Here is a 17265-nt window from a genome sequence, read left to right as displayed (position 1 = left end):
ATGAGCGACACCCCGGACAGCGCCGTCCGTACGTACACCGAGCAGCACCGCACAGCCTTCCTCGACGACCTCGCCGAGTGGCTGCGCATCCCGTCCGTATCCGCACAGCCGGAGCACGACGGAGACGTACGGCGCAGTGCCGAGTGGCTCAGGGACAAGCTCACCCGGACCGGGTTCCCCGTCACCGAGATCTGGGAGACGCCGGGCGCCCCGGCCGTCTTCGCCGAGTGGCCCTCCGACGACCCGGACGCACCGGTCGTCCTCGTCTACGGCCACCACGACGTACAGCCCGCGGCCCGCGAGGACGGCTGGCACACCGACCCGTTCGAACCGGTGATCCGCGACGGCAGGATGTACGGACGTGGCGCGGCCGACGACAAGGGCCAGGTGTTCTTCCACACACTCGGCGTCAGGGCGCACCTCGCGGCAACCGGCCGCACCACCCCCGCCGTGCACCTCAAACTCCTCGTCGAGGGCGAGGAGGAGTCCGGCTCCCCGCACTTCCGCGCCCTGGCCGAACAGCGTGCCGGCCGCCTCGCCGCCGATGTCGTGATCGTCTCCGACACCGGCATGTGGGACGAGGACACCCCGACCGTCTGCACCGGAATGCGCGGTCTCGCCGAGTGCGAGATCGAGCTGCACGGCCCGGGCCAGGACATCCATTCCGGATCGTTCGGCGGCGCCGTACCCAACCCCGCGACCGCCGTGGCCCGCCTCGTCGCCGCGCTCCACGACACACAGGGACGGGTCGCGGTCCCCGGGTTCTACGACGGCGTCGCCGAACTCACCGACACCGAGCGGGCCCTCTTCGCCGAACTGCCCTTCGACGAGGCCACCTGGCTGCGCACCGCCGCTTCGCAGGCCACCGCGGGCGAGGCCGGGTACACCACCCTGGAACGCATCTGGGCCCGTCCCACCGCCGAGGTCAACGGCATCGGCGGCGGCTACCAAGGAGCGGGCAGCAAGACGGTCATCCCCTCGTCCGCCCTGGTGAAGCTGAGTTTCCGGCTCGTCGCCGGCCAGGATCCGGAGCGCGTTCAGCACACGGTCCGCAAGTGGGCCGAGGAACAGATCCCGGCCGGCATCCGCCACCGCATCACCTTCGCCCCCGCCACCCGCCCCTGCCTCACCCCGCTGGACCACCCCGCACTCCAGGCAGTGGCCCGTGCCATGGGACGGGCCTTCGGGAAGAAGATCCTCTTCACCCGCGAAGGAGGCTCGGGCCCCGCCGCCGACCTGCAGGACGTACTCGGCGCACCCGTCCTCTTCCTGGGCATCTCCGTACCGTCCGACGGCTGGCACGGCCCCGACGAGAAGGTCGAGATCGACCTCCTCCTCAAGGGCGTGGAGACCGCCGCCCACCTGTGGGGCGAACTGGCCGCGGCACCACGCTGAATCTCTGATCACCCGATCCACCCCCGGGGGAGTAGGAAGCACCTGTGAGCACCTTCGACAACGCCACCGCTGACCGTCCGATCGGCCTCACCGCGCCCAGCGGCATCGACCGCTCCGCGCACCACCGTCTCGACGAGGCCTGGCTCGCCGCAGCCTGGAGCCACCCGACGACCAGAGTCTTCGTCGTATCGGGCGGACAGGCGCTGATCGACGACACCCCGGACGGCGGCACCGAGCTCGTCATGACCCCGTCCTTCGAGGCGCCGCTCACCGAGACCCACCGCTACTTCCTCGGCACCGACGAGGAGGGAGTGCGCTACTTCGCCCTCCAGAAGGACTCCCTGCCGGGCCGCATGGACCAGTCCGCGCGCCCTGCGGGCCTGCGCGAGGCGGGGCTGCTCCTCGGCGCGCGGGACGCCGGGCTCATGGTGCACGCCGTGGCCCTGGAGAACTGGCAGCGCCTGCACCGCTTCTGCTCACGCTGCGGTGAGCGCACCGTCATCGCGGCAGCCGGTCACATCCGCCGCTGCCAGGCGTGCGGCGCCGAGCACTACCCGCGCACCGACCCCGCGGTGATCATGCTGGTCACCGACGACCAGGATCGCGCCCTGCTGGGCCGCCAGGTGCACTGGCCGGAGGGACGCTTCTCCACGCTCGCGGGCTTCGTCGAGCCGGGCGAGTCGATCGAGCAGTCCGTGGCCCGCGAGGTGTTCGAGGAGGCAGGCGTCACCGTCGGCGAGGTCGAGTACATCGCCAGCCAGCCCTGGCCGTTCCCGTCCAGCCTGATGCTCGGGTTCATGGCACGCGCCACCTCCTCGGAGATCAACGTGGACGGCGAGGAGATCGAGGAGGCCCGCTGGTTCTCCCGCGAGGACCTGACAGCGGCCTTCGCATCGGGCGAGGTCCTGCCCCCGTTCGGCATCTCGATCGCGGCGCGTCTGATCGAGCTCTGGTACGGCAAGCCGCTCCCGAGGCCGGGCAGCGCCGGCTGACGGCGGGTACGCGGGCGGGGTGCGGCGGCAGGGTGCGGCACCCCGTGATACGTGCGCAGGGACGTGCCGTCTCTCCTGCCCGGACAAGGGGAGACACGACGGAAGTATGTGAGGTGCGACGGCACGGCCGGTCACGGCTCAGGCGCGCGTCGACCGGTACGCCGACCGTCCGAGATGATGCAGAAGGCCCCCGCCGGAGCGAGGGCCACTCTGTACGCACAAGAGAGATCAGGCTGCGGCGAGTGCCTGCTTGACCTGGGCCAGCGAGGGATTCGTCAGCGTCGAACCGTCGGGGAAGAGCACGGTCGGCACTGTCTGGTTTCCGCCATTCGCCTTCTCGACAAATGCTGCCGAATCGGGGTCCAGCTCGATGTTGACCTCGGTGTACGCGATGCCTTCGCGGTCCATCTGGCCCTTGAGCCGGCGGCAGTAGCCGCACCACGTGGTGCTGTACATCGTCACAGTGCCCGGCATGTCGCTGGTGCTCCCTTGTCTCGTCCGTCTCGCTGGAAGGCGGAAAGAACACGTTCCCGTACCTTCCCGCATGCAGGGAACGTACGGGACCCGGCCGCCATTCCCGCGATCGCACCCGTATCAGTACGACAAACGGCACCCCCTGTGGACAACTTCCGCACCCGCCCCCTGCGACCTGGCAGCATGGCGGGGTGACAGCAGCAACGCATTCCACCCTTTTCCCGCAGGTTCCCGAGTCCGCGGACGCCGTCCTCGACGGGCTCGACCCGGAGCAGCGCGAGGTCGCGCTGGCCCTCGCCGGACCCGTGTGCGTGCTGGCCGGAGCCGGTACGGGCAAGACGCGAGCCATCACGCATCGCATCGCCTACGGGGTGCGGGCCGGGATTCTCCAGCCGACGACCGTGCTCGCCGTCACCTTCACCAACCGCGCCGCCGGCGAGATGCGGGGCAGGCTCCGCCAGCTCGGCGCGACCGGTGTGCAGGCGCGGACGTTCCACTCCGCCGCCCTGCGCCAGCTCCAGTACTTCTGGCCGAAAGCAGTCGGTGGTGCGCTGCCGCGCCTGGTGGAGCGCAAGGTCCAGCTGGTCGCCGAGGCAGCGGCGCGCTGCGGCGTCCGGCTCGACCGCAATGAGCTGCGGGACGCCACGAGCGAGATCGAGTGGGCCAAGGTCACCCAGACCGTGCCCGCCGACTACCCGGCCGCGGTCGCCAAGACCCAGCGCGACGCCCCGCGCGATCCTGCCGAGCTGTCACAGATCTACGCGATGTACGAGCAGCTCAAGCGCGACCGGTCGGTGATCGACTTCGAGGATGTGCTGCTTCTCACCGTCGGCATCCTTCAGGACCGGCACGACATCGCCGAGCACGTGCGCACCCAGTACCAGCACTTCGTCGTCGACGAGTACCAGGACGTCAGCCCGCTCCAGCAGCGGCTCCTCGACCTCTGGCTCGGCGACCGGGACAACCTGTGCGTCGTCGGTGACGCCAGCCAGACGATCTACTCCTTCACCGGGGCGACCCCCGACCACCTGCTGAACTTCCGTACCCGCCACCCGAACGCGACGGTGGTCAAGCTGGTGCGGGACTACCGCTCCACGCCTCAGGTCGTCCATCTGGCCAACGGACTGCTGAGGCAGGCCAGCGGCAGGGCGGCAGAGCACCGGCTGGAGCTGGTGTCGCAGCGCGAGAAGGGCCCCGAGCCCTCCTACACGGAGTACGCGGACGAGCCCGCGGAGGCCGAGGGCACCGCCCGGCGTATCCGTGACCTGATCGCCGCGGGTGTTCCGGCCGGCGAGATCGCCGTGCTGTACCGGGTCAATTCCCAGTCCGAGGTCTATGAGCAGGCCCTCGCCGACGCCGGTGTGCCCTACCAGCTGCGCGGCGCCGAGCGCTTCTTCGACCGTGCGGAGGTACGTGAAGCGGGCGTCGCCCTGCGCGGCGCCGCCCGCGCCGGGGGCAACGACTCCTTGCTCGACGGAGCCGAGGGACTGCCCTCCGAGGTGCGGGCGGTGCTCTCCACCAAGGGGTGGACCTCCAAACCGCCCAACGGTTCGGGTGCGGTCCGGGACCGCTGGGAGTCGCTGGCCGCCCTGGTGCGTCTGGCCGAGGACTTCGAACAGGCCAAGCCGGGAGCGACGCTCTCCGACCTCGTGGCGGAGCTCGACGAACGGGCCGCCGCCCAGCACGCCCCCACGGTCCAGGGCGTCACGCTGGCTTCGCTGCACTCGGCGAAGGGGCTGGAGTGGGATGCGGCCTTCCTGGTCGGGCTCACCGAGGGCATGATGCCGATCGCGTACGCCAAGACCGATGAGCAGGTCGAGGAGGAACGCCGGCTGCTGTACGTCGGTGTCACCCGGGCCCGCTTCCACCTCTCGCTGTCCTGGGCCCTGTCCCGCTCGCCCGGCGGTCGCGGCGGCCGTCGGCCGACGCGCTTCCTGAACGGCCTGCGGCCCGGCTCGACCGCCTTCGGCGCACGGGGCGGCGCAGGGGGAGGCGGAGGCATCGACCGAGGTACGGGTACGGGTACGGCCACGGGCAGCGGCGGTTCCGGGGCGGCCCGGCCCAGGCGCCGCGGGCCGGTGCTGTGCCGGGTCTGCGGCAAGACGCTCACCGAAGCCGGCGAGATGAAGCTGATGCGCTGCGAGGACTGCCCGTCCGACATGGACGAGGGGCTGTACGAGCGGCTGAGGCAGTGGCGTGCGGACCGGGCGAAGGAGATCGGCCAGCCCGCGTACTGCGTGTTCACCGACAAGACGCTGATGGCGATCGCCGAGGCGGTGCCGGACACCGAGGGCGAGCTCGTCGTCATCGCCGGTGTCGGCAACCGGAAGCTGACCCGCTTCGGAGCCGATGTGCTCGCCATCTGTGCAGGTCGGACGCTGGAACCGGAGTCAGGAGCGGGCGACGACGACATGTGAGAAAAACTCGTCGAAAAAATAGTTTGCGCCCGCAGCAGTCATCACCATAGGTTCTTAACCACGGGAACAGCGACTTCTCTGAAGCCCTGATTCCGTGCTGTACTTATCCGAATACGCAGGACCGGCCCCGGCCGGTCCCCTGAGACGCCGAGAGGAGGCGATTCCTGTGATCAGCATCATCAACACCATCAAAATGACCGATCCGTCGGTCGCCTCCGCCTGCTCGCTCGGCTTCGCCTGCTCTTCGGAACTTTCGCTTCGTGTCACCGGTGTGTCCGGCATCTCCGTCGGCAGCCCTCTGTCTCTGGCGAGCCTGCCCGTTCGGGAGCGCAATGAGCGACCGACCGAGGCACCGGCAGCAGCAGTAGCGAAGGGACAGGCTCGCGCCTATGCCTTTGCGGCCGTCGGTGCCGGAGCCAAGAAGCAGACGACACAGCACCACACGATGTGGGCCTTCCGTGGGCCTGAACCCTGGAGTGATCCAGCCTGATCCAGCATCAGGCCGGCGCCTTCAGGGCCGCGGAACCCCACTCGGGATCCGCGGCCCTTTTGTTTTGTCCGAACGGATGAGACGAGACGAAGGAGCCTCGGGACAAGCAGTACCTGGTACCAGCCGCCAACCGGCCAACAGGCCGGCACGACCAGACGAGGACAACACCACCGTGCAAACCGAGACGCACGCCCCGTCCGTACCGCCTTCCGACACGATCTCCCCGCCCGGCCTCACGGAGGACTCCACCTTGACCCCGCTCACCGCGCTCACCGCGCTCGACGACGCCATCGAGAACCTCGGCGTACCCGTCCCCTGCCGTTCGTACGACCCGGAGGTCTTCTTCGCCGAGACGCCGGCCGACGTCGAGTACGCCAAGTCCCTCTGCCGGACCTGTCCGCTCGTCGAGGCCTGCCTCGCCGGCGCCAAAGAGCGTCGCGAGCCGTGGGGCGTCTGGGGTGGCGAGCTCTTCGTCCAGGGCGTTGTCGTCGCCCGCAAGCGTCCGCGTGGCCGTCCGCGCAAGAACCCGGTCGCGGCGTGACCGCCGGCCTGGGGGTCATGTCCCCCACACGAACAAGGCGCATCGGAACCATCGACCGTCCCCAGACCCATGACCCCCGAAACCAGGCACCAATGATCACCCCCACGAAGGAGCCCGTCGGCTCCGCGACCCCGGACGTCACCATCATCGGCGCGAACGACTCGCGTCAGAACAGGACCCGCGAAATGCAACTCATCCCAGAAGCCCTGGCACGTGCGCATATGCACGACCGCCTGAGGGAAGCCGAGGTGGATCGCCAGGCAGTGCGCCTGGTGGCCGCCCGGCGGATGCAGCGCCGGGCGGAGCGTGCCTCGATGCGCGCCCGCCGTGCGCTCGCCATGGCGGTCATGCACTAACAGCGCCGCCGACAGCATGATGTGACCGCCGCTGGACGGCGGCACGGCTGCGGGGGCAACCGCTCTGCCCTTCGCGCAGCCTCCTACCCCTTCCGCGGGGCCGGTCCGAACAGGCCGGCCCCGCGGTGCGTTTGTGTCGAGCCCGCCGGACCGACGGGGATATCGTCGCGAGGTGGACGAGGAGACTGATCGCCCGGCGCGGCCGGGTGCCGGGCAGGTGTCATGTGCCCGGTGCGGCGTCGTCGCCGATGGCGAATCGGCGCCCGTGACCTGGATCTGTTCCGTGGAGAACGGCAGACGCCAGTACTTCTGCGAGGACTGTTCCCGCGCCCATATCCGGGCGATCGAGGGCCGACTGGACTCCGCCTGGTGGTGACGGGGGAGACCGCGGTTGTCAGGAAAGGCTCCGGACCTCGACCGTTGCGCTCTCCTGGTCGTCCACGCCCTCCGGGTCGTCCAAGCCGACCTGATCGTCCACGCCCACCTGGTCGTCCACACCCACCTGGTCGTCCTCGCTCTCTCGATCCGGCTCGTACTCCAGGAGGAACCCCGGCAGCCACGACTCCAGTTCGTCCCGCAGACGCACTGTGGCACCGAGCTGGCACAACACGCCGATGGTGCTCAGTGTGACGCGGTGTATCAGGAGATAGGACGGCGGAAGGTTCAGCTGCTTCCCCAGCTGGTGGGCGGGGGAGCGCGGGTCGGCGATGCGGGCGGCCTGACTCCGCAGCCAGGAGCGGGTGAAGGTGAACTCGTCCACCAGCGCCGGTTCGATGATCGGCAGGAGATAGTCGAGTACGGCATCCGGTGCGAGTTCGATCGAGTCCTTGACGAACCCCTCCTCACGGAGCAGTTGGTACACGGCCTCGGCATCACCGTCCAGTGTCATCCGCAGCGAGTCGCCGATGGTCCGCGGCAGTCCGCCCGGCAGCCGGTCCACCGTTCCGAAGTCCAGGACCCCCAGCCTCCACCGGTCGCCATATCCGTCGGTGCTGCCCGCCTCGGCAGCCTCGTCCTCCGCCGCCCCGTCCTCCGCCTCCGCGCCAAGCGGAGGCAGCAGCCGGAAGTTGCCCGGGTGGGGGTCGGCGTGGAGCAGGCCGGTGCGTGCCGGTCCCGAGAAGAGGAAGCGCGCGAGCAGCTGACCTGCCCGGTCCCTCTGTTCCTGCGTGCCGTCGGCGATCACTTCCGACAGGGGGATCCCGTCGATCCACTCGGTCACGAGCACCTGCTCGGACTGGTGCACCACTCCGGGGATCACCACATCGGGGTCGTCCTCGAACTCTGCCGCGTGTTCCTGCTGGGCCTGAGCCTCCAGCGCGTAGTCCAGCTCCTCCGAGACCCGGTCCCGCAGTTCCGTGATGAGCGGCTTGATGTCCATCCCGGGAATCAGCGGACCGAGCAGCCTCGCGAAACGGCTGAGCTGGGTCAGATCCGAGAGCAGTGCCTCACCCGCGCCCGGATACTGCACCTTCACGGCAACGTCGCGTCCGTCGTGCCACACAGCGCGGTGGACCTGCCCGATCGACGCGGCGGCAGACGGCTGGTCCTCGAATTCGAGGAACAGCTCCCTCCAGTCCTCACCGAGCCGCTCGGCCAGCACCCCGTGGACGGTGCGGGTCGGCATGGGCGGAGCGGCCTCCTGAAGCTTGGTCAGTGCCGCTCTGTACGGGCCCGCGACATCTTCGGGCAGCGCCGACTCGAAAACGGACAGCGCCTGCCCGAGTTTCATCGCACCGCCCTTCAACTCGCCGAGAACCTTGAAGAGTTGATCCGCAGTCCGCTGTTGGACCTCACGGGCGACGATCTCGGCGGACCTACCTCCTATCCGCTTGCCCAGGCCCCACGTGGCACGCCCGGCGAAGCCGAGCGGCAGCGCGGCCAGCTTCGCGGTACGGGTGACCGCCTTCCGGGGAAGATCAGACATGTGCCCCTCCAAGTCCCAGACTGCCGTGCCGCGTGAGTGTTCGGCCCTGCTCCGTCGGCGGCGGTCACCCCGCCATTGTGTCCTGTGCCGGGCAGGCCGTGGAGGTGAGCTCCCCCTCAGTCTGCCCGGCAGCACCACAGGAGCAGTCGAGGTGCGCGCCCAGCCGTTCGGCCCGCCACTCCAGCAGAGGCAGCGCGGCCTCCCAGCGGGCACCGGTGACAGCGGGCAGCTCCCCGTCGAGAAAGGACAGCGCATGGGCTGCCGCGAGACCGGCCACCGCCGTCGCCAGCCCCAGATCGCAGGCCGGTACCGTACTGCGACGCCCGGACCTCCACTGCGCCAGCATGCGCGGCCACTGCGGGTCCCGGTCCGCACGGTGCAGTGCCAGACAGCCCGCACAGCCGGTGCCGCCCGGCAGTACCAGAGGACCGACCACGCCGGTGGCTTCGATCACTCCCGCGTAGAGATGCGGCGTACCTGAGGAGATCCATGGTGCGGCGGTATCCGGATCGGGGGCGTAGACCGAGAGGCCGTCCCGCGGAGACACCACGATCAGGGACAGTGCGGGCTCGCCGCTCGTGGGAGCGCCCGCTGCCTCCGCCGGCCGGGGAGGTCCGCCGGCCGCGGAGCGGCGGACCAGCTGCCGGGCCGCCGAATCCCGCCGCTCCCCGACGGCCGCCGCGGGAAGACCGCCGGGCGCGATGTCCCACGGTTCGGTGCGGCCACCGTCGAGCACCTCGACCCGGCCCACTCCCGCCCCGGACAGCACCGCGGCGATCGTGGCGCCGACCCTGCCCGCGCCCCGTACCTGGACCCGCATCGCGCGCCGGGCCGCGAGCCTGCGCAGCCCGCTCCCGGGTTCCGGATGGACGACGGAAAGTGACGCGGCGTCGGGGCGCTGCCGCTCCAGGGTCTCTGCCCGCCGGCGTAATGCGTCGGCCTCCGGGCCGCCCGCACTCAAGTCGTCGAGCAGCCCCGCCTCCGTCAGGCGTGATACCAGGATGTCCACATGACGGTCCGACAGATCCAGTGCTCCGGCCTCTTCGCGCAGCAGCGGGAGTCCGCGTGTTCCGTCGAGCAGTTCGAGAAAACTCCCGGTTGCGATATCCATCGGACCCAGCGTCACAGCATGCGCGGGCGTCACACCGAATTGCACGGTGTTGCGTCCGCGCCAGGCCCGGCGCAGCGCAGGTTTCAACATCGGATGCATGACTTCTCCCCGGTCGGTGTCGGGCTGCGCCGGTCGGTATCGGCCGGCGCCCGGATCCGTTGTCAGAATGCAACGCGGTGGAGAAACGTGCGGAAAGTTATCCACAGGCTGGGGTATTAGTCGTTCAAATGGTGCACGCCGCGAAGTGGATCAACGCCGAACCGTCCGGGAGGCAGGACTTCCCCCGCCGACAGCGGGTAACGTCATGGCGTGTCCGCCGACTCTTCACCCGGCCTCGCCGGGGAGACCCCCGTGCGCAGCGCCGGACGCCACCAGCGCAGCGCGGCCGCCCACCAGTCCCGCGCATCGGTGACGAGTGCGGTCGAGGTCCGCAGAAGCGCCCGGCGCAGCAGAACGGTCTCCGCGTACCGCGAGGGCGACCGCACGATCGTCCTCATCCCCGCCCGGATGTCGGAGGCGGAGGAGCAGCGCTGGGTCGGCGTGATGCTCGACAAGCTCGCCGCCCAGGAGAGCAGGCGGGTGATCGGCGACAGCGAGCTCGCCGAACGTGCCGAAGGGCTCTCCGCCCAGTACTTCGAGGGCCGGGCGCGCCCCGCCTCGGTGCGATGGGTGACCAATCAGAACACCCGCTGGGGCTCCTGCACCCCGGCTGAGGGCAGCATCCGTCTCTCGCACCGGCTGCAGGGCATGCCGGAGTACGTCGTCGACTACGTCCTCCTCCATGAACTGGCCCACCTGCTGGTTCCCGGACACGGCCCGCGCTTCTGGCGCCTGCTGGAGGCGTATCCGCGTACCGAGCGGGCGCGTGGCTATCTCGAAGGAGTCGTGGCGGCCGAGCGGCTGCCGCATCTGCCCACCGCACGTGAAGAGTGACGTTCGGTGATTCTGTACCGGGTCTGTACCGACTTAGCTCAATGTCGTGGTTTGCGGTTAGCCTGACGCGACGCATTTACATTCGGGATGGGGGACGGTCGTTACGCATGGCCAGGGAATTCCAACGCGGCCACAAGGCCAAGATCAGTGATCTCACGCCAGGGACGGATCTGTACGTAGGTGTGCAGATCGCCGGCCCGGGTCTGACGTTCGACATCAGCTGCTTCGGTCTCGATGCCAATGAGCAGCTCTCGGACGACCGGTATTTCATCTTCTTCAACCAGCCGAAATCACCCGAGGAGTCCATTCAGCTGCTCGGTGCCCAGGCCGGCGACACCGAGTCCTTCCGCGTCACCCTCGACCGCATTCCGGCGAACATCCACAAGCTTTCGTTCACCGCGACCCTCGACGGTGCGGGGCAGATGTCGCAGGTCGGCCCCGGGTACATCCGGATCGTCGCCGGCGGCGAGGAAGTGGTGAAGTACGCCTTCACCGGTTCGGAGTTCACCACCGAGCGCGCGGTCATGCTGGGTGACTTCTACCTCAAGGACGTCTGGCGGTTCGCCGCAGTGGGCCAGGGCTTCGACGGCGGCCTGGACGCGCTGCTCAAGAACTTCGGTGGCGAGGTCGCCGAGGAAGCTCCGGCAGCAGCGCAGCCACAGGGTGCGGCGCCGTCGTTCGCCCCGCCCGCCCAGTCCACCGCGCCCCCCGCTTTCGGCGCCCCGGCAGCGCCCCAAGCTCCTCAGCCCGCACCGTCGTTCGGGGCGCCCGTCGCACCGCAGCAGCCGGTGCACGCCGCGCCGACGATCGCTGCGCCCCTGGCACCCCAGGCGCCGGCCCCGTACGGGCAGCCGCCCCAGCAGCCGCAGTTCGGCCAGGTACCGGGCCAGGCCGCGCCGCCGTACGGTCAGCAGCCTCCTGCCTATGGGCAGCAGCCCCCGGGCATGCCGCCCGGTGCGCCCCAGGGAATGGTGCCCCAGGGTGTCCCGCAGGCCGGCGCAGGGCTGCAGGCAGCCCTCCAGCCGTACAAGGAGACGGCCACCGGGCAGCGCTGGACCTCGCAGAACCAGCAGCTCATGCGTGTGGACCTGACCATGGGAGGAACACCCGTGCTCGCCCGTCAGGGCAGCATGGTGATGTACCAGGGGAAGGTCGACTTCGGCTACAAGGGCGCCGGTTTCGCGGGCCGCATGGTCGGTAACGCCACAGGCCAGGAAATGCAGCTGATGCGTTGTACGGGTCGCGGGCAGGTCTTCCTTGCCGAGGAGGGATCGCACCTGCACCCCATCGAGCTGCAGGGTGACGGCATCTGCGTCTCGGCGGAGAGCGTCCTCGCGTTCGACGAGTCGCTGCAGTACGAGGTGCGCAGGATCGAAGGGCACGGGATTCCCGGCGGTGCCCTGTTCACCATGCAGTTCCAGGGCACGGGCACCGTCGTCGTCAAGACCCACGGTGTTCCGGTCGTCCTGCCGGTCACCCCGACCACGTTCGCCGACTGCAACGCGGTCGTGGCCTGGTCGGCGGCGTCCCAGGTGATCATCTCCAGCCAGGTCCGACTGCGCCGCAACGCGTACCCGGGCCACAGCGGGGAGACCGTGAACCTCCAGTTCCGGGGAGCCCCCGGGAACTTCATCGTCGTCCAGCCCTACGAGGTCTGAGGGAGCCCGTCATGAATCAGCAACTCGCGGGCTTCGCCCCGACCCCCGTCACGGCCCGGATGGAGAACCACGGCCGCACGATGCTCAAGGTCGCCATGGCCTCCGGGCAGGACCTCTACGCACGTACCGGCTCGATGGTGGCCTACGAGGGCTTCATCCAGTACGAGCCCAACCCGCCCGCCGTCCGCCAGATCGCCTCGCAGTGGATCACCGGCGAGGGCGCACCCCTGATGAAGTGCGCCGGTGACGGGCTGCTCTACCTCGCCGACTACGGCGCCGATGTGGTCGTCATCAACCTCAACAACGACTCGCTGTCGGTCAACGGCACCAATCTCCTCGCCTTCGACGGCCACCTCACCTGGGGTGTGGAGCGGGTCAAGGGCCTGGCCAAGTTCGCCGGCCAGGGCCTGTGGAACGTCTGCGTCCAAGGAACCGGATGGGTCGCGATCACCTCGCGCGGCACGCCGATCGTCGTCGACTGCGGCCGCGGCGAGGACGAGACCTACGTCGACCCCGACGCGCTCGTCGCGTGGTCCCCGAACCTGAAGGTCAAGGGCAAGCGCAGCTTCAAGGCGAGCTCGCTCATCGGTCGGGGCAGCGGAGAGGCCTACCAGATGGCCTTCTCCGGTCAGGGCATCGTCGTCGTCCAGCCGAGCGAGGACAGTACCGACCGCCTGCGGATCCGGAACTGAGCGGGGGGAGAACACATCATGCAGAGTCCGCTTTTCAGCCACACCGAACAGCAGTCGCAGGACCGGTACACCGTCCAGAACCCGCAGCTCCTGCGGGTCTCGCTGACCGGTCATGACGACGTCCTCGCCCGCAAGGGAGCCATGGTCGCCTATCAGGGGCTCATGGAATTCGACGGCGAGTACCAGTCGCAGGGACAGCGCAACGCCCGCAGGAGGACGGGCGAGGGCCTCGACCTGATGCGCTGCTCGGGCCAGGGAACGGTCTATCTGGCCAACCTCGCCCAGTACATCCACGTGGTCGACGTGGACCGCGAGGGCATGACGGTCGACAGCGCGTACGTCCTCGCCCTCGACTCGTCGCTGCACACCGAGGTCATCGCGGTGGACAGCCAGTACGGGATCTCGGGCACGGGCAAGTACCAGCTCAACATCTCCGGCAGTGGCAAGGTCGCGCTGATGACCTCGGGCCAGCCGCTGATGATGCAGGTCACGCCCGACAAGTACGTGAATGCCGACGCCGACGCGATCGTTGCCTGGTCGAGTGGGCTGAGGGTGCAGATGCAGGCGCAGACGCACTCCTCCGGCGTTCTCCGGCGCCGTGGCAACACCGGGGAGGGCTGGGAGCTCAGCTTCCTGGGCCAGGGCTTCGCGCTCGTCCAGCCGAGTGAGGTGCTGCCTCCGCAGCACGCGCAGATCGGCCAGGGCGCGGCAGCGCAGTTCGGCGTGGGTCAGCACGGCGCCCACAGCCAGAACCAGAACAACGCCTGGAACTGAGTCAGCCGGACCCGGCACAGCCAAGGGGCGGCCTCCCTGGAGGCCGCCCCTTACCCATGCCCACGCGCACGGGCTAGTTGCCGTGCTCCAGCCGTGCCCGGGTCCGTTCCACCAGCCGCACGACCGAGGCGTCCGCGACTCCGGAAACCTCTTCGTACGGGAACCAGCGCAGATCGAGGGACTCCTCGCTGATCCGTTCCGTCGCGCCGGCGGGAGGCGTAGCCGCGTACTGGACGTCGAGGTGCCAGTGACAGGGCGCCGGGATGGGGTGCCGGTCCAGCCGGACCGGCCCGCCGGGCAGCAGGGTCAGTCCGGCGATCCCGGACTCCTCCGTGGCCTCACGCAGAGCCGCGGAAGCCAGGGTCGAGTCCTGCGGCTCGCAGTGGCCACCCATCTGGAGCCACATCTGCAGCTTCCTGTGCAGCGTCAGCAGAACCCGGCCCCGCTCCGGATCGATCACCAGTGCGCTGGCCGTCAGGTGCCCGGCCCCGCAGGCCTTCCACATACCGTCCGGGTGCCCGGCCAGATGGTCCAGGTACGTCTGGCGCAGCTCCCTCTGGTCCTCCTGCTCCGAGTCGTAGCCCTTGAGTACGAGAACGGCGTCGTCGAGCAGGCTCACTTGTCGGTGTCGTCCTTGCCGTCGCTCTTAGAGTCGTCGCTCTTAGAGTCGTCCGAGTCCTCGGCCGCAGGCTTGTGCGGGCCCTTCGCGGCCTCGCCGAGCATCTTGTCGAGCTCGGAGAAGTCCAGCTGCTCGTGGTGCACGAATCCGTCCGGGTCGTCCAGGTCATGGGCCGTCGGCAGCATGTCCGGGTGCTCCCACAGGCCGTCACGGCCGTCGACGCCCCGGGCGTCCGTGAGTGAGGCCCACAGCCTCGAAGCGTCCCGCAGGCGGCGCGGACGCAGCTGGAGGCCGATGAGGGTGGCGAAGGTCTGCTCGGCGGGACCGCCGGACGCACGGCGCCTGCGCATCGTCTCGCGCAAGGCGTCCGCCGAGGTCAGCCGGGACTTCGCAGCCTCGTGCACCACGGCGTCCACCCAGCCCTCGACGAGGGCGAGCGCAGTCTCCAGGCGGGCGAGCGAGGCCTTCTGCTCGGGTGTGTCCTCCGGTTGGAACATGCCCTGCTGGAGCGCGTCCTGCAGTTGCTCGGGCTGCGTCGGGTCGAACTGGCCGACGACGTCCTCGAGCTTGCTGGTGTCGACCTTGATGCCGCGCGCGTACGCCTCGACCGCACCGAACAGGTGCGAGCGCAGCCACGGAACGTGGGCGAAGAGCCGCTGGTGGGCGGCCTCACGCAGCGCGAGATACAGCCGCACCTCGTCCTGCGCGACGCTCAGGTCCTTACCGAACCGCTCGATGTTCAGAGGAAGCAGCGCGGCCTTGCCGGCCGGGCCCAGGGGGAGCCCGATGTCCGTCGATCCGACGACTTCGCCGGCGAGCACGCCGACCGCCTGCCCGATCTGCTGACCGAACATGGCACCACCCATCGAACGCATCATCCCGATCAGCGGGCCCGCCATGGCCTGCATCTCCTCGGGGAGGACGTCGCCCATGGCCAGCCCGACCCGCTCGGCCACCGGGTCCACCAACTGCTGCCAGGCAGGAAGGGACGCCTCGACCCACTCCGCACGGCTCCAGGCCACCGTCGAGACGGAACCGGAGGGCAGCGACGTCACGCCGTCCAGCCAGAGATCCGCCAGACGCAGCGCCTCGTCGACCGCCGACTGGTCCGACGGGCCGACGCTCGCGTCCTTGCTGCCGTCGGGCGTGCCCTGCGACACCGTCTGGCGGGCGATCTGCTTGGCCATGTCCCAGTTGACGGGGCCGCCCTCGTAGCTCAGCATCTGGCCGAGCTGCTGGAAGGCCGCTCCCAGGTCGTTCGGGTTCATCGTGCCGAACATCGCTGCGAACGGGTTGTCCCCGCCCGCGCCCGGCCCGATGCCGAACGGGTTCGCCGGCCCGCCCGAACCCTGCCCACCTCCGGTGGGGTCCTTCTTCTTGCCTTCGTCGCCGTTTTCCGGCTCCTCCGGCGGAAGGCCGAATCCGAATGGGGTGTCACTCACGGGTTTCCTCGGCTCGTAGGGCCGCCGGCTCGAACCGACGGCGACTGCCCGACATCACCATCCAGCGTAGACACCAAAGCCCGCTTAGGGACTCAGTGCTCCGCCGGCTCCCGGCCTGCGGCAGGATGGACGCCACCTGGTACGTACGCGTCATTCGGGTACGTACTGAAGACAACCGCTGGAGACGCCCGGTGAGTTCCCCAGATCCACAGGTTCGCGCAGCGCGAAACCTGGCCGACCCCTCGCCCGAGAGCAAGCCGACGAAGAATCCTTCCAGAAGCCGGGGCCCCGTCGTCGCGGTCACCGGTGCCGCGACCGGCGTCGGTGAGCTTCTCACCGCGCATCTCGCCGCATCCGACGAGATCAAGCAGGTCATCGCCATCGATGAGCGCCGGGGGGAGGTGTCCGAGGCCACGTGGCACATCCTGGACGTACGGGACCCCGCCATCGCGGAGAAACTGCGCGGTGCGGACGTCGTCGTGCACCTGGCACTCGATCTCGACCTGGAGACCGATCCCGCGGCCCGTACCGCGTACAACGTACGCGGCACCCAGACCGTGCTGACGGCCGCGGCGGCCGTCGGGGTCCACCGGGTCGTGCTGTGCACCTCGGCGATGGTCTACGGCGCGCTTCCCGACAACGACATCCCGCTCTCCGAGGACGCCGAACTGCGTGCCACGGCGGAGGCCACCGGTGTCGGCGACCTGCTGGAGATCGAACGGCTCGGGCGCCGCGCACCCCGTGCCCACCCCGGACTCAATGTGACGGTGGTACGCCCGACCGTCCTGGTCGGCGGCACGGACACCGCGCTGACCCGTTATTTCGAGTCGCCGAGGCTCCTGGTCGTCGCCGGATCGCGGCCCGCCTGGCAGTTCTGCCACGTCGAGGACCTGGTGAGCGCCCTGGAGTACGCGGCCCTGGAGAAGATCGACGGGGAGTTCGCGGTCGGCTGCGACGGCTGGCTGGAGCAGGAGGAGGTGGAGGAGCTCTCCGGCGTGCGCCGGATGGAGCTGCCGTCCGCCGTCGCCCTCGGGGCAGCGGCCCGGCTGCACCGGATCGGCCTCACTCCGTCCCCGGCGGGCGACCTCGCCTACACCATGCACCCGTGGGTGGTCAGCGTGAGCCGGCTCCACGACGTCGGCTGGCGTCCGCGGTGGACCAATGAGGAGGTCCTCGGAGCGCTCCTGGAAGAGGTGGAGGGGCGCCACACGGTCGCCGGCCGCCGTCTCGGCCGCAAGGACGCCACCGCGGCAGGCGCCGCGGGAGCCACGGTCGCACTGCTGGGCACGGCGGCGCTGGTACGCCGCGCCCGCAAAGCGCGCCGGCGCTTCTAGAGAGGCCCGGGCCCCTCGTCTCCCCAGGCGCGCACCGGGCGCTCCCGGGGGGACCTGTAGGAGGCTCCAAGCAGGCCGGCCGGCCTGCTGGTCGAAAGCGCTATTCCGCGATG

At 69.7% G+C, this 17265-nt stretch carries 17 protein-coding genes; 12 read left to right on the top strand and 5 right to left on the bottom strand.

Features of this window, described 5'->3' with window-relative positions; genetic code table 11:
* A complete protein-coding gene (locus OG844_RS21295) occupies positions 1-1395 on the top strand; it encodes a dipeptidase (protein WP_406392304.1) in 1395 nt (464 codons plus the stop codon).
* A gap of 44 nt (positions 1396-1439) precedes the next feature.
* Positions 1440-2387 (top strand): NAD(+) diphosphatase, encoded by a 948-nt coding sequence (gene nudC / locus OG844_RS21290; protein ID WP_406392302.1) that lies wholly within the window; start codon positions 1440-1442, stop codon positions 2385-2387.
* Positions 2388-2615: 228 nt separating this feature from the next.
* Here nudC and OG844_RS21285 read toward each other — a convergent pair whose 3' ends face one another.
* Complete coding sequence (locus tag OG844_RS21285; protein ID WP_406392300.1) at positions 2616-2861, bottom strand: mycoredoxin; 246 nt, start codon at positions 2859-2861, stop codon at positions 2616-2618.
* Between the two features lie 191 nt (positions 2862-3052).
* Here OG844_RS21285 and OG844_RS21280 point away from each other — a divergent pair, with 191 nt between their 5' ends.
* From OG844_RS21280 to OG844_RS21260, 5 genes are all read left to right on the top strand, one after another.
* The gene (locus OG844_RS21280) at positions 3053-5278 is read left to right on the top strand and encodes an ATP-dependent DNA helicase UvrD2 (RefSeq protein ID WP_406392299.1); all 2226 of its coding nucleotides are present in this window, start codon (positions 3053-3055) and stop codon (positions 5276-5278) included.
* 166 nt (positions 5279-5444) lie between these two features.
* On the top strand, positions 5445-5768 hold the full coding sequence (locus tag OG844_RS21275) for a hypothetical protein (protein WP_406392297.1): 324 nt from the start codon (positions 5445-5447) through the stop codon (positions 5766-5768).
* Between the two features lie 172 nt (positions 5769-5940).
* On the top strand, positions 5941-6309 hold the full coding sequence (locus OG844_RS21270) for a WhiB family transcriptional regulator (RefSeq protein WP_406392296.1): 369 nt from the start codon (positions 5941-5943) through the stop codon (positions 6307-6309).
* A complete protein-coding gene (locus OG844_RS21265; RefSeq protein WP_406392294.1) occupies positions 6306-6665 on the top strand; it encodes a hypothetical protein in 360 nt (119 codons plus the stop codon). The genes OG844_RS21270 and OG844_RS21265 overlap by 4 nt, the downstream gene beginning before the upstream one ends.
* A gap of 172 nt (positions 6666-6837) precedes the next feature.
* The gene (locus OG844_RS21260; protein WP_406392293.1) at positions 6838-7041 is read left to right on the top strand and encodes a hypothetical protein; all 204 of its coding nucleotides are present in this window, start codon (positions 6838-6840) and stop codon (positions 7039-7041) included.
* A gap of 18 nt (positions 7042-7059) precedes the next feature.
* Here OG844_RS21260 and OG844_RS21255 read toward each other — a convergent pair whose 3' ends face one another.
* Entirely contained in the window at positions 7060-8589 is a 1530-nt protein-coding gene (locus tag OG844_RS21255; protein WP_406392291.1) for an ABC1 kinase family protein, read from the bottom strand.
* 64 nt (positions 8590-8653) lie between these two features.
* Positions 8654-9799 carry a ThiF family adenylyltransferase gene (locus tag OG844_RS21250; protein ID WP_406392290.1) on the bottom strand — a complete coding sequence of 382 codons (1146 nt, stop codon included), beginning with the start codon at positions 9797-9799 and terminating at the stop codon, positions 8654-8656.
* Between the two features lie 210 nt (positions 9800-10009).
* Here OG844_RS21250 and OG844_RS21245 point away from each other — a divergent pair, with 210 nt between their 5' ends.
* The 4 genes from OG844_RS21245 (at position 10010) to OG844_RS21230 (ending at position 13757) form a co-directional block, all read left to right on the top strand.
* Entirely contained in the window at positions 10010-10633 is a 624-nt protein-coding gene (locus OG844_RS21245) for a M48 family metallopeptidase (RefSeq protein ID WP_406392289.1), read from the top strand.
* Between the two features lie 107 nt (positions 10634-10740).
* Positions 10741-12291: a TerD family protein gene (locus OG844_RS21240; RefSeq protein ID WP_406392288.1), complete on the top strand. Its 1551-nt coding sequence runs from the start codon at positions 10741-10743 to the stop codon at positions 12289-12291.
* A gap of 11 nt (positions 12292-12302) precedes the next feature.
* Positions 12303-12983: an AIM24 family protein gene (locus OG844_RS21235; RefSeq protein WP_329207599.1), complete on the top strand. Its 681-nt coding sequence runs from the start codon at positions 12303-12305 to the stop codon at positions 12981-12983.
* A gap of 18 nt (positions 12984-13001) precedes the next feature.
* Positions 13002-13757, top strand: a complete 756-nt coding sequence (locus tag OG844_RS21230; protein ID WP_406392287.1) for an AIM24 family protein — start codon at positions 13002-13004, stop codon at positions 13755-13757.
* A 73-nt stretch (positions 13758-13830) separates the two neighbouring features.
* Here OG844_RS21230 and OG844_RS21225 read toward each other — a convergent pair whose 3' ends face one another.
* Positions 13831-14376, bottom strand: coding sequence for an NUDIX hydrolase (locus OG844_RS21225; protein ID WP_406392286.1), 546 nt, complete (start codon positions 14374-14376; stop codon positions 13831-13833).
* The gene (locus OG844_RS21220) at positions 14373-15818 is read right to left on the bottom strand and encodes a zinc-dependent metalloprotease (protein ID WP_406392284.1); all 1446 of its coding nucleotides are present in this window, start codon (positions 15816-15818) and stop codon (positions 14373-14375) included. The genes OG844_RS21225 and OG844_RS21220 overlap by 4 nt, the downstream gene beginning before the upstream one ends.
* A gap of 191 nt (positions 15819-16009) precedes the next feature.
* Here OG844_RS21220 and OG844_RS21215 point away from each other — a divergent pair, with 191 nt between their 5' ends.
* Positions 16010-17152: an SDR family oxidoreductase gene (locus tag OG844_RS21215; protein ID WP_351167966.1), complete on the top strand. Its 1143-nt coding sequence runs from the start codon at positions 16010-16012 to the stop codon at positions 17150-17152.
* Positions 17153-17265 lie beyond the last annotated feature (113 nt).

This window comes from Streptomyces sp. NBC_00887 (assembly GCF_045207585.1).
The sequence above is the reverse complement of the archived record's forward strand: the minus strand, read 5'-3'. Positions and strand labels throughout refer to the sequence as shown.

Bases quoted from the DNA above. Each gene is read 5' to 3' on its own strand.
- OG844_RS21285 (WP_406392300.1), bottom strand. From the start codon at position 2,861: ATGCCGGGCACTGTGACGATGTACAGCACCACGTGGTGCGGCTACTGC.
- OG844_RS21240 (WP_406392288.1), top strand. From the start codon at position 10,741: ATGGCCAGGGAATTCCAACGCGGCCACAAGGCCAAGATCAGTGATCTC.
- OG844_RS21235 (WP_329207599.1), top strand. From the start codon at position 12,303: ATGAATCAGCAACTCGCGGGCTTCGCCCCGACCCCCGTCACGGCCCGG.
- OG844_RS21230 (WP_406392287.1), top strand. From the start codon at position 13,002: ATGCAGAGTCCGCTTTTCAGCCACACCGAACAGCAGTCGCAGGACCGG.
- OG844_RS21250 (WP_406392290.1), bottom strand. From the start codon at position 9,799: ATGCATCCGATGTTGAAACCTGCGCTGCGCCGGGCCTGGCGCGGACGC.
- OG844_RS21255 (WP_406392291.1), bottom strand. From the start codon at position 8,589: ATGTCTGATCTTCCCCGGAAGGCGGTCACCCGTACCGCGAAGCTGGCC.
- OG844_RS21295 (WP_406392304.1), top strand. From the start codon at position 1: ATGAGCGACACCCCGGACAGCGCCGTCCGTACGTACACCGAGCAGCAC.